The 26,275-nt window shown below is 73.3% G+C and carries 19 protein-coding genes; 6 read left to right on the top strand and 13 right to left on the bottom strand.

The genetic code is table 11. The features are described 5' to 3' along the window. Positions 1–203 precede the first annotated feature (203 nt). The 5 genes from AB0D32_RS01910 to AB0D32_RS01890 all read right to left on the bottom strand — a co-directional run bounded on the left by AB0D32_RS01910 (position 204) and on the right by AB0D32_RS01890 (position 6,149). Positions 204–3,473, bottom strand: coding sequence for a S8 family serine peptidase (locus AB0D32_RS01910; protein ID WP_357083278.1), 3,270 nt, complete (start codon positions 3,471–3,473; stop codon positions 204–206). Between the two features lie 161 nt (positions 3,474–3,634). Beyond that, entirely contained in the window at positions 3,635–4,813 is a 1,179-nt protein-coding gene (locus AB0D32_RS01905; RefSeq protein ID WP_357083275.1) for a DNA recombination protein RmuC, read from the bottom strand. Between the two features lie 118 nt (positions 4,814–4,931). Next, a complete protein-coding gene (locus AB0D32_RS01900) occupies positions 4,932–5,318 on the bottom strand; it encodes a nuclear transport factor 2 family protein (protein WP_357083272.1) in 387 nt (128 codons plus the stop codon). Between the two features lie 25 nt (positions 5,319–5,343). Then, positions 5,344–5,781: an SRPBCC domain-containing protein gene (locus tag AB0D32_RS01895; protein ID WP_357083269.1), complete on the bottom strand. Its 438-nt coding sequence runs from the start codon at positions 5,779–5,781 to the stop codon at positions 5,344–5,346. Beyond that, on the bottom strand, positions 5,778–6,149 hold the full coding sequence (locus AB0D32_RS01890; protein ID WP_357083266.1) for a metalloregulator ArsR/SmtB family transcription factor: 372 nt from the start codon (positions 6,147–6,149) through the stop codon (positions 5,778–5,780). Before AB0D32_RS01890 ends, AB0D32_RS01895 begins: the two co-directional genes overlap by 4 nt. A 223-nt stretch (positions 6,150–6,372) precedes the next feature. Between AB0D32_RS01890 and AB0D32_RS01885 the strand changes: the two genes are divergently transcribed. Beyond that, positions 6,373–7,128 (top strand): hypothetical protein, encoded by a 756-nt coding sequence (locus AB0D32_RS01885; RefSeq protein ID WP_357083263.1) that lies wholly within the window; start codon positions 6,373–6,375, stop codon positions 7,126–7,128. 93 nt (positions 7,129–7,221) lie between these two features. On the opposite strand, the gene ppc is transcribed toward AB0D32_RS01885, so the two are convergent. The 3 genes from ppc to AB0D32_RS01870 form a co-directional block, all read right to left on the bottom strand. Then, positions 7,222–10,008 (bottom strand): phosphoenolpyruvate carboxylase, encoded by a 2,787-nt coding sequence (gene ppc, locus AB0D32_RS01880; protein ID WP_357083260.1) that lies wholly within the window; start codon positions 10,006–10,008, stop codon positions 7,222–7,224. 128 nt (positions 10,009–10,136) lie between these two features. Further along, complete coding sequence (locus AB0D32_RS01875) at positions 10,137–11,174, bottom strand: hypothetical protein (RefSeq protein ID WP_357083257.1); 1,038 nt, start codon at positions 11,172–11,174, stop codon at positions 10,137–10,139. A 112-nt stretch (positions 11,175–11,286) separates the two neighbouring features. Next, positions 11,287–11,784, bottom strand: a complete 498-nt coding sequence (locus tag AB0D32_RS01870; protein ID WP_357083254.1) for a hypothetical protein — start codon at positions 11,782–11,784, stop codon at positions 11,287–11,289. Positions 11,785–12,055: 271 nt separating this feature from the next. Here AB0D32_RS01870 and AB0D32_RS01865 point away from each other — a divergent pair, with 271 nt between their 5' ends. Continuing rightward, entirely contained in the window at positions 12,056–13,096 is a 1,041-nt protein-coding gene (locus tag AB0D32_RS01865; RefSeq protein WP_357083251.1) for a S66 peptidase family protein, read from the top strand. Positions 13,097–13,275: 179 nt separating this feature from the next. On the opposite strand, the gene AB0D32_RS01860 is transcribed toward AB0D32_RS01865, so the two are convergent. From AB0D32_RS01860 to AB0D32_RS01850, 3 genes are all read right to left on the bottom strand, one after another. After that, positions 13,276–14,196, bottom strand: coding sequence for a DUF559 domain-containing protein (locus AB0D32_RS01860; RefSeq protein ID WP_357083248.1), 921 nt, complete (start codon positions 14,194–14,196; stop codon positions 13,276–13,278). 394 nt (positions 14,197–14,590) lie between these two features. Next, positions 14,591–15,517, bottom strand: a complete 927-nt coding sequence (locus AB0D32_RS01855; RefSeq protein WP_357083245.1) for a cyclase family protein — start codon at positions 15,515–15,517, stop codon at positions 14,591–14,593. A gap of 752 nt (positions 15,518–16,269) precedes the next feature. Next, a complete protein-coding gene (locus tag AB0D32_RS01850) occupies positions 16,270–17,163 on the bottom strand; it encodes an AraC family transcriptional regulator (protein WP_357083242.1) in 894 nt (297 codons plus the stop codon). Positions 17,164–17,314: 151 nt separating this feature from the next. Here AB0D32_RS01850 and mfd point away from each other — a divergent pair, with 151 nt between their 5' ends. The 4 genes from mfd (at position 17,315) to AB0D32_RS01830 (ending at position 24,478) form a co-directional block, all read left to right on the top strand. Then, positions 17,315–20,965: a transcription-repair coupling factor gene (mfd, locus tag AB0D32_RS01845; RefSeq protein ID WP_357083239.1), complete on the top strand. Its 3,651-nt coding sequence runs from the start codon at positions 17,315–17,317 to the stop codon at positions 20,963–20,965. A gap of 148 nt (positions 20,966–21,113) precedes the next feature. Beyond that, positions 21,114–21,875 carry a hypothetical protein gene (locus AB0D32_RS01840; protein ID WP_357083236.1) on the top strand — a complete coding sequence of 254 codons (762 nt, stop codon included), beginning with the start codon at positions 21,114–21,116 and terminating at the stop codon, positions 21,873–21,875. Positions 21,876–21,877: 2 nt separating this feature from the next. Beyond that, a complete protein-coding gene (locus tag AB0D32_RS01835) occupies positions 21,878–22,849 on the top strand; it encodes a nucleoside triphosphate pyrophosphohydrolase (RefSeq protein ID WP_357083233.1) in 972 nt (323 codons plus the stop codon). Positions 22,850–22,858: 9 nt separating this feature from the next. Next, positions 22,859–24,478, top strand: coding sequence for a DUF885 domain-containing protein (locus AB0D32_RS01830; RefSeq protein WP_357083230.1), 1,620 nt, complete (start codon positions 22,859–22,861; stop codon positions 24,476–24,478). A gap of 58 nt (positions 24,479–24,536) precedes the next feature. Here the strand turns inward: AB0D32_RS01830 and AB0D32_RS01825 are convergent, their stop codons facing one another. Both AB0D32_RS01825 and AB0D32_RS01820 read right to left on the bottom strand, forming a co-directional pair. Continuing rightward, entirely contained in the window at positions 24,537–25,394 is an 858-nt protein-coding gene (locus AB0D32_RS01825; RefSeq protein WP_357083227.1) for an NUDIX domain-containing protein, read from the bottom strand. Then, positions 25,391–26,083, bottom strand: a complete 693-nt coding sequence (locus AB0D32_RS01820) for a hypothetical protein (RefSeq protein ID WP_357083224.1) — start codon at positions 26,081–26,083, stop codon at positions 25,391–25,393. Before AB0D32_RS01820 ends, AB0D32_RS01825 begins: the two co-directional genes overlap by 4 nt. Positions 26,084–26,275: the final 192 nt, after the last annotated feature.

Genomic DNA, 26,275 nt, shown 5'->3' with positions numbered 1-26,275 from the left:
CGCCCGACAGCCGCACTATGGGACCAGCCCACCGGCGGCAGTCCCGTCAGGGCAGCCGCGCACCCCGTCAGGGCAGCCGCGCGCACCTCAGGACGGGCAGGACTTCGGCGGCAGGAAACAGCGGGTGCCGGGCAGGCGGGAGCGAGACACCGGAGCCCGCCCCCGGAGTGGGGACGGGCTCCAGTGTTTCCGTGTGGAACGGGTCAGTTCACGGTGCCGATGGAGACGGCGCCGCGGCCGACGACCGCGCCCTCGGTGGTCACCACGGACAGCTCACCGAAGAGCGCCCGACCGGCGACCGGGGTGGACTGGGCGGTCACCGTACCGGTGAGGGTGGCGGTGGCGCCGTGGGCCAGGTTGAGCGGGGTGGTGGACGCCGACAGGCTGCCCAGCGCCGCCGCGGAGAACGAGTCCCGGTAGTCGTAGGCGGTGCTGCCACCGGCCCCGTCCACGGCGTAGCCCTCGACGACCACCCGGTAGGTGCCCGCCGGCGGGTTGTTGATGGTCACGGCCTCCTCGGAGTCGCCGTCGGCGGCCCGACCGACCTCCGCGGCGCCGCGGAAGACGTAGAGGTCGAGGTCGGCCGCGGCGCTGGCCGGGTTGCCGATCCGGGCGGTGAAGCGGGTCGCGCCCGCCGGCACCTCCACGATGTACTCGTGCGACGCGCCCTCGACGATGGTGGGCCGCTCAGCGTGGACGCTGGAGAGCGGGCCGCCCTGGCCGGCAACCGCGACCGGGCCGAAGGTGTTGGTCAGCGACCAGGTCACCGGGGTCGCCGCACCGGCGGTGACCGACGGCAGCTCGACCACGGCCGGCTCGACCGCGACACCCTGCACCCGCGCCGTGAGCTGGAACGGGTTGTTCAGCGACGGCGAGGTCCGACGGGACTCCACCTCGATCTCCCAGACCCCGGCGATCGGGTTCTGGTAGTCGCGCTCCTGCGGCTTGCAGGCGTTGGCGTCGGAGAAGTTGGTGTAGCAGGCCAGGCTGGAGGTGCTCTCCACCGGGACGCCGTACGGGTTGAAGGCGATGAACCGGGTCTGCGAACCGGTGGCGATGCCGGAGAGGTTCACCTGGAGGGCGCCCGCACCCGGCGGAACCGTCACGAAGTACGAGGTGAAGCCGTTCCGGTCGACCGAGCCCTCGGCCGAGAAGGAGAAGTCCGGCTTCTTCACGTCGTTCGAGGCCACCACGACGGTGGAGACCTCGAAGTCGATGACCGAGGTGGCCGGGTCGTCGATCGTCATGATCGCGCCGTGCGCGCCGGCAGCGGCGGGCTTGGCGGTGACCGGGATGGTGACGGTCTTGTTCAGCGGGAGCGAAACGCTCTTCGGCGCCTTGAAGGTGCCGTCGTTGCCGCGCAGGCCCACGTTGTGCTTCACGGTGCCGGCCGGCCCGCTGGTGCGGGTGACCTTGACCTGGTAGGTCTTCGACTGGCCGATCCGCTGCCCGCCGTCGGTGGAGGCGCACCGGTTGTAGAGGCCGGTGCCCTGGTGCGGGGTGGACAACTGACCGGACAGGACGGTGCAGACCGGGGCCTCGGAGGTGTAGGAGCGGGTCTCCACGCCCTTGCGCAGCAGCTTCCACGCGCCCGGCACGTTGAACATGCCGTAGCCCTGGCCGTACGTCGGGACGTCGTTGATCGGCTTGGCCGAGCTGTAGATCGCCCGGCGCAGCGCGGCCGGGGTGACACCCTTGTCGGTCGCCTTGGCGGCCGACAGCAGCAGCGCGGCGGCGCCGGCGGCCTGCGGGGAGGCCATCGAGGTGCCGTTCAGCATCGCGTAGCCCGGGGGCAGCGGGTAGCCGGCCTCGGGGACCGCGTTGCCGGGCTGCCAGGTCGGGGCGGTGGAGATGGCCGAGCCCGGCGCGGTGACGTTCGGCTTGACGCCGCCGTCCTCACGCGGGCCGCGGGAGGAGAAGTTGAACAGCGCGTTCTTCTTCTTCACCGCGGAACCGTAGTTGGCCAGCCAGGTGTCCTTGCTGATGCTCGCCGCGACGCTGACCACGTTGCCGGCCACCGACGGGTCGCCGATGGTGTTCAGGCCCGGGCCGGAGTTGCCGGCCGAGATGAACATCTGCACGCCGTAGGTGGTGATCAGGTTGTTGTAGAGCTGGGTGCGGGCGTTGTTGCCGTCGTTCAGCGCCGGCAGGCCGCCGATCGACATGTTGATCACGTCGACCTTGCGGTTGATCACCAGGTCGGCCATGCCGGTGGTGAGGGCGGCGTAGGTGCAGCCACCACCCCACGAGCAGGCCCGGGCGGAGACCAGCTTGGCACCGGGCGCGGCACCGTCGAAGGCGCCGTTGCCGAGCATGTCGTTGGCGGCGGTGATGCCGGCGACGTGGGTGCCGTGGGTGCTCTCGACGATGCCGATGTTGACGTAGTCCAGCAGGCCGGGACCGCCGATGGGCGCGGTGTCCACGTCCTCGCGGTACTCGACCACGAACGGGATCCGCTCGGCCACCGGGGTGGCCGGGTTGTCGGTGCCGAAGTAGCCGACGTCGAACTTCTCCTTGTACGGCCGCATCATGGCGTCGTCGGTGAAGTTGTTGTTCTGGTTGGTGTCCACCCAGATGTTGTGGGTCACCGGGTCGTACAGGATGCCGAACGTGTCGGTCCGGTCGCCGTCGCGGTTGACGTCACCGGCCGGGTCGCTGGCGCTGGTGATCGACTCGCTGAACCGGTTGAACCGGTAGGTGCCCGCCGGGGCCGTCCAGGTCGCGCCGCCGGAGGTGAACGTCGGACCGGTCACCTCGGTGAGCATCGGGCGCCAGGTGGCGTCCTCGAACGGGTCCGTCGCGGTGACCCAGTCGACGATCTTCCGCTCGCCCGTGGTGGTCTTCTGGAGCGCCGGGTGACCGAGGTCCACACCGGAGTCCATGATGCCGATCGTGACGCCGCGACCGTCCCACTGGGGGTTGTCCGCCACGAAGTCGACGGCGCCGGTCTCGTTCGACGGCATGTAGGGGTTGTCGGCCCGGGTGTCGGCCCCGGGGCCGGGCAGGGTCGCGGCCTGCTTCGCCGCCTTCTTGCCGGAGGGAGCGACCTCGGGGGTCGGGTCGGGCAGCTGGATGGTCTCGTCGAGGTCCACGGCGGAGACACCGGGCAGGGTGGCCGCCTTCACCACCTTCGAGGTGGGGACCTTGGCCAGGACGTAGCCGATGCTGTCGTACCGCTCGGTGACGGCCGCGCCCAGGTTCTTGAGGTCGGCGGCGACGTCCTTCGCCTCCCCCTTCTTGGTGGCCACGATCAGCGTGACGGTCGGGGCCTTCTTCGCCTCCGCCGCGGCGAGCAGCTTGGCGTCGTGCGAGCCCAGCGCCTCCACGGGGGTGGCCTGGGAGGCATCGGGTGCGGCGCCGGGGGCGGCGCTCGCGGTGGCGGCACCGCCCGCCACGGTCACGGCGCTGGCCGCCACGACCGACGCGAAGAGCGCGGCGGAGGTCCGCCGGCTCAGGTTTCGGGGTTTGCTCACGTTCTCTTTCCTCCAGAGAACAGGGCCCTCAGATGCAGGGCACGCGTGACCGAATCCTTCGCGCTTTCGCTGGTCACTGTCACTAGCGGCGAGTTCGTTGTGACCACTTCGTGATATGGGTGACCATCCATTGTCACATCGGCGGTGATAGGTATCGGCCGTCAGTCCAGTGTCGACCGGCTGGTCGGCGGCGCGGTGTCGGCGGTTCCGACCAGCTCAGGGGCCTGCGGCTGGCGGGGCGCCAGCTCGACCTGGGCCGGCACGGCCAGCTCCTGGTCGGAGACTCCCAGGTCAGCGAGCTTACGGGCGCTGACCAGCACGCGCGCCTCCAACGACCCGACGGCCCGGTTGTACGCGGTCACCGCGCCACCGAGCGACGCACCGAGCTTGCCGACGTGCTCACCCAGGGTCGACAACCGCCCGTAGAGCTCCCGGGCCAGCGAGTGCACCGCCACCGCGTTGCGCGCCAGCGCCTCCTGCCGCCACGAGTAGGCGATCGTGCGCAGCAGCGCGACCAGGGTGGCCGGGGTCGCCAGCACCACGTTGCGGGCGAACGCGTGCTCCAGCAGCGTCGGGTCGCGCTGCAACGCGACGTCGAGGAACGGGTCGGCCGGCACGAAGAGCACCACGAACTCCGGGGTGCTGTCGAACGCGGCCCAGTAGGTCTTGGCGGCCAGCGCGTCCACGTGCGCGCGCAGGTGCTTCGCGTGCGCGTCGAGGTGCGTGTCGCGGCCCCGCTCGTCGCGGGCCTCCATCGCCGTCAGGTAGGCGTCGAACGGCGCCTTGGCGTCGACCACCACCGACCGGCCGCCGTGCAGCCGGACCACCAGGTCGGGGCGGACCCCCTGGTGGTCGGTGGCGGCGGTGACCTGCTCGGAGAAGTCGCAGTGCTCCAGCATGCCGGCGGCCTCGACGACGCGGCGCAGCTGGTGCTCACCCCAGCGGCCCCGCACCTGCGGCGCCCGCAGGGCCGCCACCAGTTGTTTCGTCTCCGTACGTAGCTCGCCCGAGACCGTGCTCATCGCGCGGACCTGCTCGCGCAGTTCGGCGTACGCGTCGACGCGGTCGTGCTCCAGCTCGGCGACCCGCTGCTCGTAGCGGCGCAGCGTGTCGTGCAGCGGGGCGACGGCGCGGGCCACCGCCTCCTGGGACTGCGCGGTGGCCTCGTAGCTCAGCGCCCGCATGGACTGCTCCAGCCGCCCCTCGCCCTCCCGGGTGGCGGCCAGCGTCGCCTCCAGCCGCGCGACCTCGGCGGCCGAGCGGGCGCGGGCGGCGTACCAGCCCGCCGCACCTCCGGCGGTGAGGCAGACGATCACCACGGCCAGCGTCGAGAAGTCCACCCTCCTGAGCTTGCCAGACGCGTACGACGCCCGCTGTCGCGCCGCGTGGCGGGCCGCCGTGAGCGGGCCCACGCCGTCGTGGTACTCGCTCGGGCGAGCATGCGTCCACTCAGCGCCCTCAGCGTTCGCCGGGTGGGTCGCCCACGGCCTCAGGCAGCGGGACGACGTAGGAGTCGACCCGGGCGATGAGCCCGTCGCGGAACGTGAACAGGTCGTTGAAGGCGAACCGGAACGGGCCGTGGTCGACGCTGACGCCGCGCCCCTCGCCCGTGGTGACGACGACCGGGCCGTCCTCGTGGACACGCTGGACGTCGAGCTCGGGGCTGCCGGTGAAGCCGGGGTTCTCGATCTCGCGGTCGAACTCCGCCTTGCCACGGGTCGTCCGGTGGCCGTGGATGACCCACTCGACGTCGTCGGTGAGGGTCGCGAGGATCCGCCCGTGGTCGCTCGCCCGGAAACCGTCGAAGTATTCCGCGACGAGGTCGCGCTGGGACGTGTGGGTCATGGCACTCTCCGTCCTGGTGGTCTGTTCAGTGCCGCAGATGCGCGGCGAGGGCGTCGAGGATCGAGGCGAGCCCGCCGGCTGCCTGGGCCGTCCGGAGCTCAGGCGGCAGGCGGCGCTGGTGGACCGTGAGGTGCGTGCCGTCGCCGGCGGGGTGGACGGTGACGGTCGTACGGAGGCCGGTGACGGGCTCGTCGAACACGAGTTCGCGCGGTGCGGTGATGCTCACGTAGGTGAAGCGGAGCCGGCGGGTCGCGCCGTCCGGCGCACGGGTGTCGAGCGCGAACCCGCCACCGGGACGCAGGTCGACGGTCACGGACCCGGGCGGCACGGTGGCGTGCGAACCGCCCCAGAACGCCGCGATGCTCGCCGGTGAGGTGAAGGCGGCCCAGACGCGTTCGGGTGCCGCCGAAAGGTGGCGCCTGGCGATCAGTTCGTCGTCGCGGAGCTCCGCGCTGGCGCTCAACGGACCACTCCCTCGTCGGTGGCGGTGCCGGGTGGCAGCTGGTCGATGATGCGCTCCAGGGCGTCGAGCCGGTCGTCCCAGGCGCGGCGCTGCTCGTCGATCCACGTGCCGAGCTGCGACAGCTGATCGACCCTCAGGCGGCAGGGACGCCGGGTGCCCTCGCGCCGCTGCTCGACCAGGCCGCACCGCCGGAGGACACCGACGTGGTGGGAGATCGCCTGTGGGGTCAGGTCGAACGGTTCAGCGAGCTCTCCCACGGTGGCTTCACCTCGCGCGAGACGAGTCACCAGGGCGCGCCGGACGGGGTCACCGAGAGCGGCGAAGGCCAGGTCGAGGTCCGGGCCGGGTGCCACGAGGGAAGCAGGCATTGCTCCACCTTAATGCAAACGACCACTTGCACAAACGGCCGTTTGCAAATCTGGTCCTGTGTCGGGCCGTTCAGGCGGGCCGCCCGCACCCGGGCAGCAGCCCGTTCGACGCGTTGACCAGGGGCGATGTGCAGAACGGGTCGGCGTGGAAGGGGTGGTGGCGGCCCGCCCGTCGACGATCGGACGGAAGCTTGCGATTGTCCGGCGCGGGTACCGTCGAAGCATGGAACTTCTGCTCGTGGCGGTCCTCGTCGTGCTGCTGGCCGGCGCGTTCGTCTGGTGGCGGCGGGAGAGCGCCGCCCGCGAGGCCCGGCGGCTCGCCGACGTGCGCGCCGACGCCCAGCGCTGGTACGAGCGCCTCGGCGGCCAGGTGATGAACCTGCACGGCGACCACCCGGCCGTGCGTCAGGCGCTGGTCGACGCCGGGGAGCGCTACAACGCGGCCGGCAGCCAGCTGGAGCAGGCCCGGACCGTCGAGCAGTACCGCCTGGCCCGGGAGACCGCGCTGGAGGGGCTGACCTACGCGCGGGCGGCCCGGGTCGCGCTCGGCATCGACCCCGGCCCCGAGCTGCCCCCGCTGGCCGCCGCGCAGGGTGCGGGGCAGCTCACCCGGGAGCGCCAGGTCGACGTGCAGGGGCAGACCTTCCGGGCCGGCCCGCAGCCCGGCCGGGACACCCCCTACTACTACCCGGGCGGGCGCTACCAGGGCCGACCGGTGCCGGCGGGCTGGTACTCCACCCCGTGGTGGAAGACGGCGCTGGGCGCCGGCGCGGGCGTTCTCGGCGGCATGCTGATCGCCGACGCGCTCTTCTCGCCTGCCTTCGCCGACCCCGGCTACGGCTTCGAGGCCGCCGGCCAGGAGGGCTTCGGCGACGCCTCCGGCTTCGGCGACCAGAGCGGTGACTTCGGCGGTGACTTCGGCGGCGGCGACTTCGGCGGCGATTTCGGGGGCGGTGACTTCGGTGGCGGCGACTGGTAGGGGCGACGACCGGTGAGAGGACTCGCCGGTCGCTGTGTAAGGAAGGGCACCTTCCTATGCAGAATGCGTTAGGAAGGTGCCCTTCCTTACACCTCAGCCCGTGTTGCGCATGCCGGCGGCGATGCCGTTGACCGTGGTCAGCAGCGCGCGCTCCAGCGCCGTACCATCGCTCGGCGTCCGTCGGCCGCCCGGCGCGGTGGCCACCGCGCGGCCTGCCGCCCCGGACTCCCGGTACTGGCGCAGCAGGGCCACCTGGAGGTGGTGCAGCGGCTCCAGGTAGGTGTCGCGGACGGCCAAAGTGCGCTGGAGCACCGGGGAACTCTCCAGCAGGGCCGGCGAGGAGGTCACCGCCAGCACCTCCCGCTTGGTCAGCTCGTACTCCTGCTCGATCTGGTGGAAGATCGGGTGCAGTTTCTTCGGCACCAGCGTCTCGACGTACCGGCGGGCGATGCTCAGGTCGGTCTTGGTGAGCATCATCTCCACGTTGGACAGGAACGTGCGGAAGAAGTGCCAGTTGCGGTGCATCTCGGCCAGCACGTCCGCCAGCCCCGCCTCCCGGGCCGCGGCCAGGCCGGAGCCCACTCCGAACCAGCCGGGCACGATCTGCCGGGTCTGGGTCCAGCCGAACACCCACGGGATGGCGCGCAGCCCGGCGAGGCCGGCCCCCGTGTTCGGCCGCTTCGCCGGCCGGGAGCCGATGTTGAGCGCGCCGAGCAGCTCCGTCGGCGTCGACGCCCAGAAGTACGCGGGCAGGTCCGGATCCTCGACCAGCGACCGGTACGACCGGAAGGCCGAGTCGGAGACCAGCTCCATCGTGGCGTCCCAGCGTTCCAGCATCTCGGCCGGCTGCCGAGGCGCGGTGTGCAGCAGGGTGGCCTGGAGCACCGCGGCCAGGGTCAGCTCCAGGTTCTCCCGGGCCAGCGACGGCAACGAGTATTTGTCGGAGATGACCTCGCCCTGCTCGGTCACCTTGATCGCGCCGTCCAGGGTGCCGTACGGCTGTGCCAGGATCGCCTCGTGCGTCGGTCCGCCGCCGCGACCCACCGTGCCGCCGCGGCCGTGGAAGAGCCGCAGGTGTACGCCGTGCCGGGCGGCCACGTCGCGCAGCGCGCGCTGCGCCCGGTGGATCGACCACTGGCTGGTGGTGATGCCGGCCTCCTTGTTGGAGTCGGAGTAGCCCAGCATCACCTCCTGCACGTCGCCCCGCGCCGCCACCAGCGCCCGGTACGCCGGCAGCGAGAGCAGCTCGTCGAGGAGTTCGCCGCCCGCGTTCAGCTCGGCCGGGGTCTCCAGCAGCGGTACGAAGCCGATCCGGGACCGGCCGCTGTGCACGTCGACCAGGCCGGCCTCGCGGGCCAGCACCACCGCGGCGAGCACGTCGTCCACGCCGAGCGTCATCGAGACGATGTACGACTCGATGACCTCGGTGCCGAACCGGTCCTGCGCCTCGCGGATGGTGCCGAACACGTCGAACGTCTTGCGTGTCGCCTCGGTCAGCGGGGTGTCCAGCGTGGAGAGCGGCCGGCGGCCGGTCAGCTCGTCGGCGAGCAGCTTCGTCCGCTCCAGCCGGGTCAGCGACGGGTAGTCGGGGACCTCGCCGACGGCCGCGTAGAGCTGGGCGAGCACCGCGTGGTGCGCCTCGGCGTGCTCCCGGACGTCCATGGTCGCCAGGTGCAGCCCGAACGCGGAGACCGTACGGATGGTCGAGGCGAGCCGGCCCACGGCGGTGAGCTGGCCCGAGTTGCGGGCCAGCGAGGCGCGCAGCAGCTCCAGGTCGGCGATCAGCTCGGCCGATCCGCGGTAGTCCCGGCCGGGCACGTGCGCGGTGCCCTGGCGCAGCCGCTGCCGGGTGTTGGCCAGCTTCGCCTTCACGCAGCGGGCCTTGAGCCGGTAGGGCTCCTCGGCGTTGACCCGGCGGAACCGGGCCGCCACCTCGGGCAGCGCGTCCAGGTCGGCGGCGAGGCTGGCGGAGAGGTCGAGCGACACCCCGCGCAGCCGCCGGGAGACCGACACCTCGTTGATCAGGTGGTCCATCGCCTTTTCGGTGGCCGCGATGCCGTGCTCGTGCTGGATGGTCAGCACCTCGCGGGTCACGGCCGGGGTGACGAACGGGTTGCCGTCGCGGTCGCCGCCGATCCAGGTGCCGAAGGACAACGGCCGGGCGGTCGGGGAGGTCTCCACGCCGAGGGTACGCAGCGTGTCGGCGAGGTCGTCGAGGACCTGCGGGGCGGCCTCGGCGTACAGGTCGCGCAGGTAGTAGATGGCGTTACGGGCCTCGTCGGTCGGGTCCGGCCGGTCCAGCCGCAGCTCGTCGGTCTGCCACATCAGGTCGAGCAACTCGGCGAGGCGGCGGTTGGCCGGGCCCTCGTCGCTGGCGCCGTAGAGGATCGCGTTGGCGGTCTCGGCGTCCAGTTCGTCGGCGATGGCGCGCAGCTTGGACAGGATCGACCGGCGGGCCGCCTCGGTCGGGTGGGCGGTGAAGACGGGCCGTACCGCCAGCCGGCGGGCCGCCGCGGCGATCTCCTCGGCCGGCACCCCGCGCTCGGCGATCATCTTGGCCGCCTGGTCCAGCCAGCCGCCCTGGACCGCGCGGCGGCGGCGCAGCTCCCGGCCCCGGTGCACCTGCTCGGTGATGTTGGCCAGGTGGAAGTAGGTGGAGAAGGCGCGGGCCAGCTTGGTGCCGGTGGTGACGTCCAGGCCGGCGAGGCGCCGCGCGGCGGTGGGGGCGTCGGAACGGACCTGTGCGCGGATCTCCTCGACCAGGTCGAGCAGAGGCCGGCCCTCCTGGCGGGCGAGGGTCTGCCCGAGCAGGGTGCCGAGGCGGCGGATGTCGGCCCGCAGGGCGGCGTCGGGGCCGTCGTGGTCGTGCTGGTCGGTCACGATGCGCTCCTTACGCGAGTACGAAGGACAGCGCTGTCCGACTCCCTGGATCGTATCCGCGTCCCCCGTCGGTAAGGAGGGGACCCTTGCAAACGCCTACGGTAGAGGAAGGAACCCTTCCTCACATCTCAGCCGGCGGCGGGCGTGTCTGCGCTGGTCGAGGCGGGTACGGGGCGGCGGGCGGCACGGCGGCGGGCATGGAACAGCGTGGCGCTGAGCACACCCGCGATGCCCAGCGCCGTCCAGATGGTGAGCCCGGTGACCGGCCAGCCGGTCGACCGGCGGTCGAAGTAGACGACGGACTCGAGCAGGTCGGTGGCGAGCCCCGGCACGTTCCACAGGTGCATTCCGCGTAGCCAGGTGGGGAGGAACTCGGGGGCGTAGATGCCGCCGGAACCGGGGTTGCCGAGCACCACCAGCAGCAGGATCACCAGCCCGGTGCCGAACAGCCCCAGCCAGGCCTGCACCGCCGAGGCGATCATCGCCGCCGCGAACACCGCCAGCGCCCCGGTCGCGCCGACGCCCACCAGGTCGTGGTCCCAGACGTCCAGGACCGGACCGACCACGACCGCGCCGGCGGTCCCGAGCACCAGACTGTAGACGGCGAGCGCGGCGATCCGCAGCCCGGCGCGGCGGAAGGTGCGTGGGGCCGTGCCGTTGCCCAGGCCGAGGACGGTGGCGGCGAGGTATCCGCCCAGCACGTACCCGACGGCCAGGTAGAACGGCACGAGCCCGCGCGGGTCGGTCGGCGCCACCGGCACCTCGTCGGTGATCCGCAACGGCATCTCCGCCTGTCGGGCGGCGGTGTCGAGCACCTGGGCGACGACGTCGGTCGCGGCGGGCGCGGCGGCACTGGCGGTGGTCAGGACCAGTCCGCCCTCGGCGGTGCTGGCGAGCACCCCGTACACCCGGCGGGTGCGCAGGCCGTCGTCGGCGGCGTCCTGGTCGTCGTAGCCGACTGCTTCGAGGAGGTCGGTCTGGTTCCGTACGGCGGCGAGGACGGCCTCCGCCTTCTGGTCCCCGCGTACCACCCCGACCGGCACGTCGCGGGGCGTGGGGCGGTGCAGCGCGCCGACGTACGCGGCGATGAACGCGGTGGCGAGCACCAGGGTGCCGAGCAGGAGCGCGGCGGTACGCGGCGGCCTGTCGCGCATCTCCTGGTCCACGCCGCCAGCCTAGGGTGCCTGGTGCCCGGAATGTGGCTTTTATCAAGGCGGGCGGGCTCGTCGACGCCCGCGCCCCACCCGTCGACTGACCCGGCGTCGGCAACCCCGCCGGTCAGCTGAGCTGGCAGCGGCCCGCGCTGTAGTGGGCGACCGCCGCCATGATCTCCGCCTCGGGCCTGTCCGCGAAGTTGAGCGTGGCGGCCAGCCCGGAGCCGTAGAAGGCGTTGAGAGTCGCGCTGTCCACCGCCGTGAACACCCCGAGGTGCTGGAGCATCCGCGAGTCGCGCGGCTTGACCACCAGCATCTTCTCCATGCTCCACCGCCGGCGGGAGACCTGCGCGACGCCCTCCCAGGGCAGCCAGATCGCCTGGCCCCGGGTCGGCCGGGTGCGGATCCAGAGCCCGGCCGGGCCGAGCGCCAGCACCGGGCCGCCGGAGCCGATCAGCCAGAGCTGGATCCCCAGCGGCAGGCCGACCAGGACCAGCAGACAGGCCACCACGCCGAGGATGCCGACGGCCGCCTGGGCGCGCATCTCCGGGTCCGCCGAGTTCACCATGCCGAGGCCGGCGCAGAAGGCGATCGGGAGGATGAGGACCAGCATGATCCCCATGGACACCAGTCCGCGTTTCGCGAGACCGGGGCGTACCACGAACGGCTGGTCCTCCGGGATGCGCCTGGCCACCGGCGCCGGCGGCGAGGGGTGCCGTGCCCATGGGTGGCCGGGCGGCGGGCCGCCGTGGAAGGGCTGCGACGGAGGGCCGGCCGGGCTGGTCACGAGGGCTCCAGTTTCTCGATCAACTTCGGGGAGCCCAGCATAGGTGGCTCCCACCAGGCCTTCCGTGGGCCGGGAAACCGGTTGGCCGGGTCGGTAGCGTCCGACCATGACCTCAACGACGTATCCACCCAAGCCCCGACCGGGAGACCGGGTCGCGGTCGTGTCGCCCTCCGCCGGCCTGCCCGCTCTCTTCCCCCACGTGTACGAGCTGGGGCTGCGCCGGCTGCGCGAGGAGTTCGGCCTGGAGCCGGTGGAGTACCCGACCACCCGCGTGCTCGGCGCCGACCCCCGCGACAGGGCCCGGGACCTGACCGCCGCCTTCGCCGACCCGACGATCACCGCCGTGCTCGCCACGGTGGGCGGGGACGACCTGATCACGGTCACCCCGCACCTGGACGACGCCGTGCTGCGGGCCAACCCGAAGCCGTACTTCGGCTGCTCCGACAACACGAACGTCCTCAACCATCTGTACCGGCTGGGCGTCGTCGCGTACCACGGCGGGTCGGTGCTGGTGCACCTCGGCCGGCCGGGTCGGCCACACCCGCTGACCTTCGACTCGCTGCGCGCCGCCCTCTTCACCCCCGGCTGGTACGACCTGACGCCCGCGCCCGAGTGGGGCGACCGGCCGAACGACTGGCGCGACCCGGCGACGCTGGCCGACGAGCCGGAGATGTTCCCGGGCGAGGGCTGGCGCTGGCAGGGGCCGTCGACGGTGGTCGAGGGACGCACCTGGGGCGGCAACCTTGAGATCCTGCACTGGCTGCTGGCCGCCGACCGGGTACCCCCGACCGGGGAACTGGCCGGGGCGGTGCTGATGATCGAGACCTCGGAGGAGATGCCCTCGGCCACCGAGGTGTTCCGCATCCTGCGCAACATGGGGGAGCGGGGCCTGCTCGCCGGCTTCCCGGCGGTCCTCGTCGGCCGGGCCAAGGCGTGGGACTTCGAACGGCCGCACACCCCCGACGAGCGGCGGGACTGGGCGGACGCACAGCGGGAGGCGGTCACCCGGGCGCTCGCCACCTACCGCCCGGACGCCGTGGTGGTCTTCGACGTCGACCTCGGCCACACCGACCCACAGCTGATCGTCCCGTACGGCGGCGAGATCCGGGTAGACGCCGTCGAACACCGCATCACGGTCCGCTACTGACAGCCGCCACCCTCCCCCTCCCCGCCTCCCGCTCCCCGCCTCCCGCTCCCCGCCTCCCGCTCCCCGCCTCCCGCCCGCCCCGCCGTGCGTGCCCGCCCGCCCTGCCGCACGCGGGCCCGCCCCGGTGATCAGGGCGTCATGGACGTTACGGGGGTGTTTTAGCGTCCATGGCGTCCTGATCACTGTTGGCTGGACTGGCGCTCGTGGATTGCGTCAGTGACGAGGCGGACGATTCGGGCAGGGTGTCGCAGTACGTCGTCCGCCGTGAAGCGCAACACCAACCAGCCCGCCGCGCGTAGTGCGTTGAGCCGTGCCACGTCGCGCTGGAAGTGGACGCGTTCCCGGTGGTGGTCACCCTCGTACTCGATGGCGATCTGCCACCGGGGATAGGCGAGGTCGACGCGGCCGAGGAAGACGCGGCCCCGCTGCGCGTGGGCGCCATACACGTCGTGTTGCGCGGTCAGGGGTGGCAGACCGGCGTCGTGCAGGACGAGGCGGAGCCGGGTCTCCATCGGGGACTCGCTCAGCGGCTCGGCAAGCGTGAGCACCTCACGCAGCCGGGCGGTGCCGGGCCAGCCGTGGTGCGTGTCCAGGTAGCTGCTCAACGCGGGGAGCCTCGCCACTCGCCGATGCAGCAGTGCGTCCACCGCAACCAGCGCGTCCGTCCGGGGCAACTGCCGCCCGAGGTCGAAGGCCGTGCGGACGCCGGTGGTGACCGGCAATCCGGCGAACCTGGTCATCTCCCGGGCGGAGAGCGACCGCTGGTCGACCGACACGCGTGGAGTGGTGCGTCGGCGGGCCGCCCCCGGAAGCGTGACGAAGACCGGGCTCGCGCGGGGGAGAAGGTCCACGCCCCACAGGAACGCCGCGCTGAGACCGCTGATGGCGGCACCCGTCGGCAGGGTCAGGGCGACGGCGTCGCACCACATCCGATGGTCTTCCTCACGATGGCCGCCGACGTGGACGTAGATGTCGGGCAGCAGCCTGCGCCAGGACGGCCCACGAAGCATCCGCCAGGTGACCAGGCCGGCGGCGACCGCCCGACTGCCGGAAAACGGGAGGAACGCCAACTCCTTGGGAATACGCGGTGCCCGAGGCATTCCGGCAGCGTGCCGTCACGGCCCGGTCGCGCGCTGACCCGAAGGTTCATTCCGGGGTCTGGCCGCAGCCCCACCGCCTCTGCGCCGCCCGGAGCCCCGGCCGCAGACTGCCGCAGCGCCGGCCGCAGGCTGCCGTGGTCCCACTGGAAGATGCCGGAGTCGCGGCGGGAAGTTGCCACGGGTGCGGCTGGAGGTTGTCGGAGTTGTGGCCGGGGCGGCTGTGGTCCCGCTGGAGGTTGCCGGAGTTGCGACCGGAAGTTGTCGGGGTCGCGGCCGTGGTCCCGTTGAAGGGTGCCGACGGGAGGTTGCCGCAGTTGCGGCTGGAGGCGGCCGTGGTCTCGCTGGGGGATGCCGACCGACGTCGGTGTGGTCGAGGCGGGGCAGGCGCGGCGGTTCAGGTGGGGTCGAGGACGGCGAACGCCCGTACCGGGAAGGTGCCCATGCCGGCCACCATCGGCGGGGCGGCCGTGAACCGGAAGCCCGTCGGGGGCAGCGCGTCGAGCCCGGTCAGGTGCTCCACGACCGGCACGCCGGCAGCCAGCAGGGCGCTGTGCGCCGGGCGCTCGCCGGCCGCTGCCGGGCTCATGTCGTCGACGTTGATCGAGTCGATGCCGACCAGGGCGGCGCCCGCGTCGACCAGGGCCCGGGCGCCGTCCCCGGTGAGGTACGGCGCCTCCGGCGCGCCGTACCGGTCGGTGCCGAAGTGCGCCGACCAGCCGGTGTGCAGCAGCACCGCGTGCCCGGCGACGTCGTACGGCGCCAGCAGCAGCCGGTCCACCGCGCGAGTGCCGGCTGGCACCCGGACCACGACGCCGGGCAGGTCGGCGAGGCGGTCCAGCCCGGTGGCGGCGAGGTCGGCGCCGTCGGCATAACGGTGGGCGGGGGTGTCGACGTACGTGCCGGTGTTGGCGATCATGTCGATCCGTCCCACCTGGAACTCGGTCCCGGGGGCGTAGTTGGCCCGGGATGCCTCCCGGGTCAGCCACTCGGTGATTCGTGGCGTCGGCCAGCCGGGCAGGGTGGTCATGCCGTCGGTGACCACGTGGCTCAGCTCGACGAGCCGTCGCCGGGGGGTGCCGCCCGGGTCGGACCGGGCCGCGACGCCCCGGCCGCCCTTGTGTGGCTCCTCGATGATCGTCCGGCTGGTGATCCGCACCCCGGCCACCATCAGCAACCCGAGGTGCCGGACGAACAGCGCCGCCAGCTCGTCGTCGGCGACGTCGGGGCCGGGGATGTCCAGCCGGAACCCGTCCGTCCGCAGGCCGCCGCCGTTGGCGAAGGTGACCTCCGCGTCGAACTGGGCCCGCCACTGGTTGTCCATCAGGGCAGCCGATCACGCTCGACCGACCCCGTCAAGATCGTTCCTGGGCGGCCGCCTCGTGCCGTGGTCGTCGCGTGCCTGAGCCGAGTACGGGTTGGGTCACCCCGGCGCCCCGGCGCCCCGGCGCCCCGGCGCCCCGTCACGCCGTCACGCCGTCACGCCGTCACGCCGTCACCCCGTCGAGCGCTGGGCACGTGGCCGGTGTGCCGCAGCACCGCGCCCGCCGGAGCGCCGTACAGGAGGTGTGCGGCACTCCGGCGGGCGGCGACGACAGTTCGTCGTCGCCGAGGTCGCAGCCGGGTGGAGTTGCGGGCCTCCCCGAACAGGTCCGCGCACCCCGGCCGCCGCCCCCAGCGGCTCGATCCCGGCTGACGGAACCCATCCTCGATCGTCGGGCGGCCCCGGGTCTTGAACATCGATGCTCGGTTGGTCGCCGACTCGGCCTCGGCTCCCCGCCCGGGCCCGACACCGTTGCCTTCGCCCGCAGCACGAACCGTCGACCCGACAGCACCTTCAACGACGACCCCAGCAGACCTTCGAGGGCGCGGGCTATGGCTTCGTGTCCTGACGCCAGATCAGCGCGGCGAGGACGGCCCGCTAGTGTTCGGCGCCACCAGCCACCAGCCACCAGCCGCCAGCCGTCAGCCGCCACCAGCCGCCGGCCACCATCTGCCACCACCAGCCGCCAGCCACCATCAGCCACCACCAGCCGCCGGCCGCCGGGCCCGACGAGGGCGGGCGGGGCGGGTCGGTCAGGGGTGGGCGAGGAGACGGCGCAGGTGGGCCGGGGGGTGGCCGACGTGGTCCCGGACCACGCGGGTGAGGTGTGCCTGGTCGGCGAAGCCGTGCTCCGCCGCCACGGCGCGCAGCGGCCGTCCGTCCGCCTCGGCGAGGGTGTCCAGTACCGCCCGGACCCGCAGCCGGTTGCGGTAGGCGGTGAGGCTGCTGCCGGTGACCCGGTGGAACACCCGGCTCAGGTGGTGCGGGGAGGCGCCCACCTCCCGCGCCACGTCGTCGAGGCCCAGCGAGAAGTCGCCGGCGGTGAGCACCTCGCGGGCCCGGTCGGCCAGGCGACGGTGGGCGGCCTGGGTGGCGGGGCGCCGGCCCACCGCGCGTTGCAGGTCCGCCCCCGCCGGCTCGGGCCGGCCGTCGGCGAGGCCGAGCACCCCGCCGAGGAAGCCGTGCAGCCGTTCCGCCATCTCGAAGCGGTCGAGCCCGCGCCGGAACTGGGCGACGAGCATCCCGTGTGCCAGGTCGAGCGGCGCGTCCGAGGTGCCCTCCCAGCCGGAGGTCTCCAACCATCGCGCACCGTCCGGCCGCTCGGCCAGCACCGTCGGGTCGATTTCCAGGCAGGTGTACGAGTCGCCGCAGCCCAGCGGATGGGACACGGACATCTCGTCGCCGGGCCGGATGAGCAGCACCGAGGTGGCGTCCGAGAAGGTCGTACGACCGTTGAGCCGCCGTCGGTAGGCTCCCGACCTCCCAAGGATGATCTTGTAGGTCTGCTGGACGGCGGGCTCGGTCCAGCCGTGGCTCTCGACGATGCAACGCACCTGGTAGACCAGGATTCCTTCCGGGTGCCCCAACACCCGCCACCGGCCGGGCCTGGCCTTCCGGCATGGGTCGCTACCGATTCCCTCAGGCATCCGTTCTCCCCCGGGCGGCCGTCCGCGGATTGTCGACGAACCAACCTACGCGCAGGTGCTTCGTCCGACCGGAGAGATAGTGTCGACCGGTGGACCCCCCGTCCAGCCGGGCGAGGGGTGATCGTCGTGTCGTCCCGCTGGAAGTGATCCCATGCTCACCGGTCTGTTCTCCGCCGCCCTGGCCGACCCGGCGCTGACCCGGGCGCGTGACCTGGCGCGCTCCGGGGCCGCCCAGGTCGACGGCCTCGACATCACCGCGCCGGCCGCGCTGCGCCCGTTCGCGGTCGCCGCGGTCGCGGCCGACCAGGCCGGCGACGACAGGGCCGGTGGCGGTGCGGGGCGCCCGGTGCTCGCCGTGACCGCCACCACCCGGGAGGCCGACGACCTGGCGGCCGCGCTGGGCAGCCTGCTCCCGCCCGAGCAGGTGACTGTCTTCCCGTCCTGGGAGACGCTGCCGCACGAGCGGCTGTCGCCCCGTTCCGACACGGTCGGCCGGCGACTGGCCGTGCTGCGCCGGCTGGCGCACCCGGCCTCGGCCGACGCGCACGGCCGCACCGGCCCGCTGCGGGTGGTCGTGGCGCCCGTCCGTTCGCTGCTGCAACCGCAGCTCAAGGGCCTCGGCGACCTGGAGCCGGTGCAGCTCGCCGCCGGGCAGGAGGCCGACCTGGAGGAGGTCGCCCGCCGCCTGACCGGCATGGCGTACGCGCGGGTCGACCTGGTCACCAAGCGGGGCGAGTTCGCCGTGCGCGGCGGCATCCTCGACATCTTCCCGCCCACCGACGAGCACCCGTCCCGGGTCGAGTTCTGGGGCGACGAGGTGGAGGAGATCCGCACCTTCGCCGTCGCCGACCAGCGCACCATCGAGCAGGTGCCGCAGCTGTGGGCGCCGCCGTGCCGGGAGCTGCTGCTCACCCCGTCGGTGCGGAAGCGGGCCGCCGCCCTCGCCGAGGCACACCCGGAGCTGGCCGAGATCCTCGACAAGCTGGCCGAGGGCATCCCGGTGGAGGGGATGGAGTCCCTCGCCCCGGTGCTGATCGGCGCCGACTCGATGGAGCTGCTGCTGGACGCCATGCCGGCCGGCACCCACGTGCTGCTGTGCGACCCGGAGCGGATCCGCACCCGGGCGCACGACCTGGTGCGTACCTCCGACGAGTTCCTCCAGGCGAGCTGGGCCGCGGCGGCCGTCGGTGGCCAGGCCCCGGTCGACCTCGGCGCCGCCGCCTTCCGGACCCTGGCCGACGTACGCGCCGTCGCGGCGAAGCTGCGTCAGCCCTGGTGGACGCTGTCGCCGTTCGGCCTCGTGGAGGCGGAGGCCGCCCCGGCGCGGCAGCCCTGGGAGGACGCGCCGGAGGCGTACGACGTCACCCCCGACGACGCGATCGCGGTGACCCTGGCCGCGCAGCCGTCCCCGCTCTACCACGGCGAGACCAACCGGGTGGTCGAAGACCTGACGCGCTGGACGGGCGAGGGTTGGTCGGTCGCGCTGGTCTTCGAGGGGCACGGCCCCGCCCAGCGGGCGGTGGAGGTGCTCCGCGACGCGGGCCTCGGCGCGCGGCTGACCGAGGAGATCCCGACCGCGCCCGCCCCCGGCGAGGTGCTCGTCTCCTGCGGCAGCCTGACCGGCGGCTTCGTCGACGAAGCGTCCCGGTTCGTGCTGCTCACCGGCAACGACGTCACCGGCGGGCGGGGCACCTCGACCCGCGACATGCGCAGGATGCCGAGCCGGCGGCGCAACACCATCGACCCGCTGGAGCTGAAGGCCGGCGACCACGTGGTGCACGAGCAGCACGGCATCGGCCGCTACGTCGAGCTGGTGCAGCGCACCGTCAACGGTGCCTCCCGGGAATACCTGGTCATCGAGTACGCCGCCAGCAAGCGTGGCCAGCCCGGCGATCGGCTCTTCGTCCCCACCGACCAGCTCGACCAGCTCTCCCGCTACGTCGGCGGCGAGCAGCCCACCCTGCACAAGATGGGCGGCTCGGACTGGCAGAAGTCCAAGGCCCGCGCCCGCAAGGCGGTCAAGGAGATCGCCGCCCAGCTCATCCAGCTCTACGCCGCCCGCAAGGCGTCCAAGGGGCACAACTTCGGCCCCGACACGCCGTGGCAGCGGGAGCTGGAGGACGCCTTCCCCTGGCAGGAGACGCCGGACCAGCTCGCCGCCATCGAGGAGGTCAAGCGGGACATGGAGCAGACCGTCCCGATGGACCGGCTGATCTGCGGCGACGTCGGCTACGGCAAGACGGAGATCGCGGTCCGGGCGGCGTTCAAGGCGGTGCAGGACGGCAAGCAGGTGGCGGTGCTGGTGCCGACCACGCTGCTGGTGCAGCAGCACTACAACACCTTCGCCGAGCGGATGAGCCAGTTCCCGGTGACCATCCGGCAGCTCTCCCGCTTCCAGACGCCGAAGGAGGCCGAGCAGGCCCTGGAGATGGCCGCCGCGGGCACCGCCGACATCGTCATCGGCACCCACCGCCTGCTCCAGGCGGCCACCCGGTTCAAGTCGCTCGGCCTGGTCATCGTCGACGAGGAGCAGCGCTTCGGCGTCGAGCACAAGGAGCACCTGAAGACGATGCGCGCCTCGGTCGACGTGCTGAGCATGTCGGCCACCCCGATCCCGCGCACCCTGGAGATGGCGATCACCGGCATCCGGGAGATGTCCACCATCGCCACCCCGCCGGAGGAGCGGCACCCGGTGCTCACCTTCGTCGGGGCGCACGACGACCGGCAGGTGGCCGCCTCCATCCACCGCGAGCTGCTCCGCGACGGGCAGGTCTTCTACCTGCACAACCGGGTCGAGTCGATCGACCGGGCGGCCCGGAAGATCCGCGAGCTGGTGCCCGAGGCGCGGGTCGCGGTGGCGCACGGCCAGATGGGCGAGGAGGCCCTGGAGAAGGTCATGGTCGGCTTCTGGGAGAAGGAGTTCGACGTCCTGGTCTGCACCACGATCGTGGAGTCCGGCATCGACATCCCGAACGCCAACACCCTGATCGTGGAACGCGCCGACCTGCTCGGCCTGGCCCAGCTGCACCAGATCCGCGGCCGGGTCGGCCGGGGCCGGGAGCGGGCGTACGCGTACTTCCTCTACCCGCCGGAGAAGCCGCTCACCGAGCACGCCCACGAGCGGCTGGCCACCATCGCCCAGCACACCGAACTGGGCGCCGGCATGTACGTGGCGATGAAGGACCTGGAGATCCGGGGCGCCGGCAACCTGCTCGGCGGCGAGCAGTCCGGGCACATCGAGGGCGTCGGCTTCGACCTGTACGTGCGGATGGTCGGCGAGGCGGTCTCCGCGTTCAAGGGCGAGCGTCCGGAGGAGGAGACCGAGGTCAAGGTCGACCTGCCGGTCGACGCGCACCTGCCGCACGACTACGTCGGCGTGGAGCGGCTGCGCCTGGAGATGTACCGCAAGCTCGCCGAGTCCCGCGACGCCGAGCGGCTGAGCGAGGTGGTCGCCGAGATGACCGACCGGTACGGCGAGCCGCCCGCCCCGGTGCAGAACCTGGTCGCCGTGGCCCGGTTCCGGCTGCTGGCCCGCCGCTACGGCCTGACCGACGTCTCCATGCAGGGCAAGCACATCCGGTTCGGCCCGTTGCCGCTGCCCGACTCGAAGCAGCTGCGGCTCAAGCGCTACCACCCGGACTCGGTCTACAAGCAGGCGCTCGACCAGGTCAGCGTGCCCCGGCCGAGCACCCGGCGGCTGGGCGGCGAGCCGCTGCGGGACCAGGCCCTGCTGGAGTGGTGCGCCCAACTGTTGAAGGACGTGCTGGGCGAGCCGGCCATGGCGGGCACCTCCGCCCGGTGAACGTGCGCCCGGTGAACGTGCGGCCGGTGGGCGGGCAAGCGTGTGGGTGGGGGCCGGTCACCGGCCGGCCGGCTGGGCAGGACCGGCAGGCGGGGAGACCGGTGGGCGGCGTCGAGCGTGCCCCGGGCGGCATGAGAGAGTGACTGCCATGCGTGCTCGCCGTCTTGTCGCCGTCGCCAGCGTGGCGCTCGGCCTCGTCGCCCTCTCCGGTTGCCGTGCCGAGCCCGGTGTCGCCGCCTACGTCGGCGACCTGCGGATTACCGAGGATGCCGTCACCGGGGTCATCGACGACCTGCGGGCGAAGAACCCGACGCCCACCGCGGCGCCCGAGGGGCAGCCCCCGGCGCAGGCGCCGCAGGTGCCCGGGCGCGCCCAGGTCGTCAGCGTGCTGGTGCTGTCCGAGGTCTGTGAGCGGATCTCGGCGGAGAAGAACTACCAGCCGCGCGGGCAGGTGGCGCCGGAGCAGCTCGCCCAGCAGCTCGGCCTGTCGCCCGACACCAGCTACGTGCGCGAGACGGCCGGGCTCTACAGCTGCCTGTCGGGGGTGCCGACCGGGGCGCCGGCCGCGCCGACCGCGCAGGAGTTGGCGGACGTGGTGGCGGCGGGCCGCAAGGCGGGCGCCATCCCGGCCGACGTGACCGACGAGGCCGCCGCCGGCCAGCTCGACGGCGAGCAGTTGCGTGCCGCGTTGGCCACCCGCAAGTCGCTGGCCGAGGCGGTCGCCGCGTACGACGTGACGGTCAACCCCCGCTACCGCCCACTGGAGTTCCCCGTGCTGAGCTTCTCCGGCAACGCGCCGGCGGTGAGCGTGCCGCTGGGCGAGGCCGGCTCCGACGCGGTCACCGACGTCTCCACCCCGGATCCGCTGCCCACCGCCGGGCCGCAGGCGGCCGGCGGGACTGACAGCTGAGCATGCCCGCACGGATCGTCCTGCTCGTCACCTCGCCCCGGCTGCCGGCCGGGCTGCTGACCGCCGCCGCCTGGGACGTCGTACGCCGGCATCCGGTGCTGGCGGGGGCGGAGAGCGAGCTGACGACGGCGGTCCGGACGGCGGGCGCCGAGGTCACGGTGGTCGACGGCCGGGCGACGCAGGCGCTGCTCGACGCGGCGGCGGCGCACGGCGTCGCGGTGTGGCTCGCCGGCCCGGCCGGCGACGAGTCGCTGGCCCGGGAGCTGGGCCTGCGGCTGGCGCGCGAGCCCGGCCTGGCCGAGCTGGAGCTGATGTACGGCTCCTGGGACCCGCCGGGTGCCCGGCTGCTCGACGCGGTGGCGGTGATGGACCGGCTGGCCTCCCCGGGCGGTGACCCGTGGAAGCGGGCGCAGACCCACCGTAGCCTCGCCGGCTTCCTACTGGAGGAGTGCTACGAGGCGTACGACGCGATCAGCGCCGAGGACACCGACGCGCTGCGCGAGGAGTTGGGCGACGTGCTGCTCCAGGTGGTGCTGCACGCCCGGCTGGCCGAGGAGCTGCCCGAGGAGCAGCGGTGGACCGTCGACGACGTGGCCGGCGAGATGGTCGACAAGATGGTCCGGCGCAACCCGCACGTCTTCGCCGACGGTCAGGCGGTCACCCTGGAGGAGATCGAGGCCAGCTGGGAGCGGATCAAGCGGGCCGAGAAGGCGCGTGACTCGGTGCTGGACGGCATCGCGTTGAGCCAGCCCGCCCTCGCCCTCGCCGCCAAGATCCTTCAACGCGCCGGCCGGGCCGGCCTCGCCGTACCACCGCCTCTCGCGGAGTCCCAGGTGGACCCGGAGGCGAGGCTCGGCGCGAGCCTGCTCGCCACGGTCGCGGCGGCCCGTGAGGCGGGCCTGGACCCGGAGGCCGCCCTGCGCCGCGCCGCCCTCGCCTACGCGGACGCCGTCAGGACCGCCGAACGCCGGTAGGGTCGGCGGGTGGAATCGTTTGTGCCGCTCGCGGAGCGGATCGTCGACGCGTTGCTGGAGAGCCGACCGGGGCTCGCGACCTCCACCGGGGACCACCGGTACGACGATCGACTGCCGGACCTCTCCGCCGAGGCGGTCGCGGCCGACCAGGCCATGCTCAAGGAGGCCGCGGACGCGCTCGCCGAACTCGACCCGGACGCCCTGGACGTCGAGGAGCGCGTCGACCACGCGCTGCTCACCTCGTTCGTGGACCGGGCGCTGTTCGAGGGGAACGACATCCGCGCGCACGAGTGGGATCCGCTGCGGCACAATCCCGGGCCGCTGCTGCACGCGCTGCTCGCCCGCCCGTACGCCCCGGTCGAGGTCCGGCTGACCAGCCTGGCCGGCCGGCTCGCCGCCGTACCGGACGCGCTGGCGACCGCGCGCGCGACGCTGCGCGACATGCCGCGCATCCACGCCGAGACGGCGGTCGGGCAGTTCACCGGCGCGGCGGCGCTGGTCCGCGACGAGGTGCCGGCGCTGCTCGCGCAGGCCCCCGCCCTGTTCGACCGGGTCGAGCCGGCCGCCACCGCGGCGATCGCGGCGCTGGAGGAGTTCGTCGCCTGGCTGCGTCAGGGCCTGGCCGCCGACGCCGGCCCCGGGCGGGACCCGCGGCTGGGGCGCCGCCGCTGGGAGGCGCGGCTGTGGCACACCCTCGACACCGAGCTGGGCGCCGCCGAGATCCAGCGCCGGGCCTGGGCCAACCTGGACCGGGTCGGCGAGGAGATCCGCGCGGCGGCCGTCGAGCTGGTCGGCGGCCCGGCCGACGACGAGACGGTACGCCGGGCGCTGGACCTGCTGGCCGCCGAGCACCCCGACGACCACACCATCGTGGGCCTGGCCTCGGTCACCCTGGACGAGGCGACCGACTTCGTGCGCGCCCACGACCTGGTGACCCTGGTCGACGACCCGTGCGTGATTCAGGAGATGCCCCAGTTCGCGCGGGGTGTGGCGGTCGCCTACTGCGACTCGCCCGGCCCGCTGGAGACGGCGGACGTGCCCACGTTCTACTGCATCGCGCCCACCCCGGCGGACTGGCCCGCGCACCGGGTCGAGTCGTTCTACCGGGAGTACAACGACCACATGATCCGCAACCTGACCGTGCACGAGGCGATGCCGGGGCACTTCCTCCAGCTCGCCCACGCCCGCCGGCACGTCGGCCCCACCCGGGTCCGGGCGCTGACGGAGTCGGGGCCGTTCATCGAGGGCTGGGCGGTCTACACGGAGGAGCTGATGGCCGGCCTCGGCTTCGGCGGCCTGCCGGTGCGGTTGCAGCAGCTCAAGATGCAGCTCAGGATGACGATCAACGCGCTGCTGGACCAGCTCGTGCACTGCGAGGAGCTGCCGGAGGCCGAGGCGATGGCGCTGATGACCGGGCGGGGCTTCCAGGAGGAGGGCGAGGCCGCCGGCAAGTGGCGGCGCGCGCTGCTCACCTCGACTCAGCTCTCGACGTACTTCGTCGGCTACAGCGAGGTCGCCGAGATCGCCGCCGCCCGCCCGGCCGGCGTGTCGGTGCGCGACTGGCACGACGCGATGCTCGCCCACGACTGCCCGCCCCCGCGCCACCTGCGCACCCTGCTCGGCGTGTAAGGAAGGGCACCTTGTTGACGTTTCCGGTAGAAAGGGGCCCTTCCTGACATCGCGGGCTTCAGCGCCGCGCGCCGGTCGCGGTCGCGTCGATCAGCCAGCGCGAGATGGAGTACGCGGGCGGCAGCTCCGCCGGCAGCCCGTCGAGCGGGAACCAGCGCGCCTCGGCCAGCTCCCGCCCGTCCACCACCGGCTCGGCAGCGGGGTCGGCGGCGGTGGCGGTGAAGCCGGTGAGCAGCACGCCGGGGCCGGACATCGCCCACGGCTGGCTGCCGAAGTAGGTCAGCCGGTCGAGGGCGAGCCCGACCTCCTCGCCGACCTCGCGGTGGGCTGCCGCCTCCAGCGTCTCGCCACCCTCGACAAACCCGGCGACCAGCGCCCACAGCCCGGTCGGCCCGTACGAGTGCCGCACCAGCAGCAGCTCGTCGGGGCGGCCGGCCGGGCCCGGGCGGGTGATCGCCACCAGCACGGCGGCGGAGAGCCGCAGCGGCACGTACAGGTCGCAGCCGGGGCAGCGCCGGGCCGACTCCCCGGGCACGTCGACCAGTTCGGCGCGGCAGGCGCCGCACCAGCGGTGGGTGCGCCGCCAGGTGACCACCGTCAGCGCGCGGCCGGCCAGGGTGGCGAGCGGCTCGGGCACCTCGGCGGCGAGCGACGCCCAACCGCGCCAGCGGCCGGGCAGCTCCTGCGCACCGGCCGGCTCGGCGGCCCAGGCGGGAACTCCGTCGAGGCTGCCCAGCGGTATCCAGTCGGTGTCGGCGGGCAGGTCGCCGACCCGCAGCGCGGTGCCGTCGGCGGCCGTCAACAGCCTCTTTCCGGCCACCGGGAGGGCGAGGTCGGCGGGCGCGGGGGCCACGCTCCGGTCGGCCCCGGGCACGAATCCGGCAGGCCGGGGAGCGGCGGGCGTCGGGTCGGTCACGAGCTGGCCGGGCGGCGGTCCACGACGACGGCGTCGGGCGGGAGGTCGAACGCCGTGGGGTCGACCGTCTCGCGGTAGCGGCTCAGCGCCAGCTCGACCTGCCTGCCGTCGACCTTGCCGGTGAAGCTGCCGAGCGCTCCCTCGGTGGTCACGCAGGCGGTGAAGTCGCCGGCGGACTGGTCCACGTCGACACAGGTGGCGTGGTGGCCGGCCAGGGTGGTGTCGCTCTGCTTGATCACCGCGTTCGGGTCGAGCGCGGCGGCGGTGAGCAGTCCCACCACGATCGGCGGCGTGACCAGACCCTGCTGCTTGGCCTCGGCGAACATGGTCACCGTGGGCTTCGCGTTGGGCGCGGGCGGGGCCTCCAGGGTGCAGGTGGCGCGGCCGGCGGCGGTCTCGCAGCGGGTCGTCGCCTCAGGGGTGACGGTGAGCTTGCCGCCGGGCCAGGTGTACGCGGAGCGGGCCGGGTCCTGGGCCTGAGCGATGGTGGCGGTCTGCCCGCCGGGGAGCTGGTAGTCGGCGGAGTAGGTCAACTCCAGCGCCCGGTCTAGTCGGGCGGCCATGTCGTTCACCAGATCGGACCGCCCGATCGCCCGGCCGGCGTCGTCGAGGGTCTGGCATCCGGTCACCGTGAGCGACGCGATGACCGACACGGCGAGCATGCGGAGGGTGGTCGAGGCGGCGGGCATGGCGACCAGCCTGGCCGATCGGGTCAACCGCGCGCAAACCCGTTGCCGGTTGAGGTACGAGAATCCGGGAATGTCCGTGTAAAGCACTGCCCGGAGGCAGGTTTCGGGTCGGGCTGGCGTGCGCCCGGACCGCCCGCGTCCGAGCGCCGCCCGATACGCTGCGTTCAACAACTGCCTCAGCCGCACCGTCGC

This window comes from Micromonospora sp. NPDC048170 (assembly GCF_040652795.1).
GTDB lineage: Bacteria > Actinomycetota > Actinomycetes > Mycobacteriales > Micromonosporaceae > Micromonospora.
Note: the sequence above shows the minus strand (reverse complement) of the source record. Positions and strands in the feature narration are given on the sequence as shown.

Coding starts and splice junctions, on each gene's coding strand:
- AB0D32_RS01900 (WP_357083272.1), bottom strand. CDS start 5,318: ATGACCCACACGTCCCAGCGCGACCTCGTCGCGGAATACTTCGACGGT.
- AB0D32_RS01890 (WP_357083266.1), bottom strand. CDS start 6,149: ATGCCTGCTTCCCTCGTGGCACCCGGCCCGGACCTCGACCTGGCCTTC.
- AB0D32_RS01835 (WP_357083233.1), top strand. CDS start 21,878: ATGCCCGCACGGATCGTCCTGCTCGTCACCTCGCCCCGGCTGCCGGCC.
- AB0D32_RS01885 (WP_357083263.1), top strand. CDS start 6,373: ATGGAACTTCTGCTCGTGGCGGTCCTCGTCGTGCTGCTGGCCGGCGCG.
- AB0D32_RS01865 (WP_357083251.1), top strand. CDS start 12,056: ATGACCTCAACGACGTATCCACCCAAGCCCCGACCGGGAGACCGGGTC.
- AB0D32_RS01870 (WP_357083254.1), bottom strand. CDS start 11,784: ATGGGGATCATGCTGGTCCTCATCCTCCCGATCGCCTTCTGCGCCGGC.
- AB0D32_RS01860 (WP_357083248.1), bottom strand. CDS start 14,196: ATGCCTCGGGCACCGCGTATTCCCAAGGAGTTGGCGTTCCTCCCGTTT.
- AB0D32_RS01850 (WP_357083242.1), bottom strand. CDS start 17,163: ATGCCTGAGGGAATCGGTAGCGACCCATGCCGGAAGGCCAGGCCCGGC.
- AB0D32_RS01855 (WP_357083245.1), bottom strand. CDS start 15,517: ATGGACAACCAGTGGCGGGCCCAGTTCGACGCGGAGGTCACCTTCGCC.
- mfd (WP_357083239.1), top strand. CDS start 17,315: ATGCTCACCGGTCTGTTCTCCGCCGCCCTGGCCGACCCGGCGCTGACC.
- AB0D32_RS01820 (WP_357083224.1), bottom strand. CDS start 26,083: ATGCCCGCCGCCTCGACCACCCTCCGCATGCTCGCCGTGTCGGTCATC.
- AB0D32_RS01840 (WP_357083236.1), top strand. CDS start 21,114: ATGCGTGCTCGCCGTCTTGTCGCCGTCGCCAGCGTGGCGCTCGGCCTC.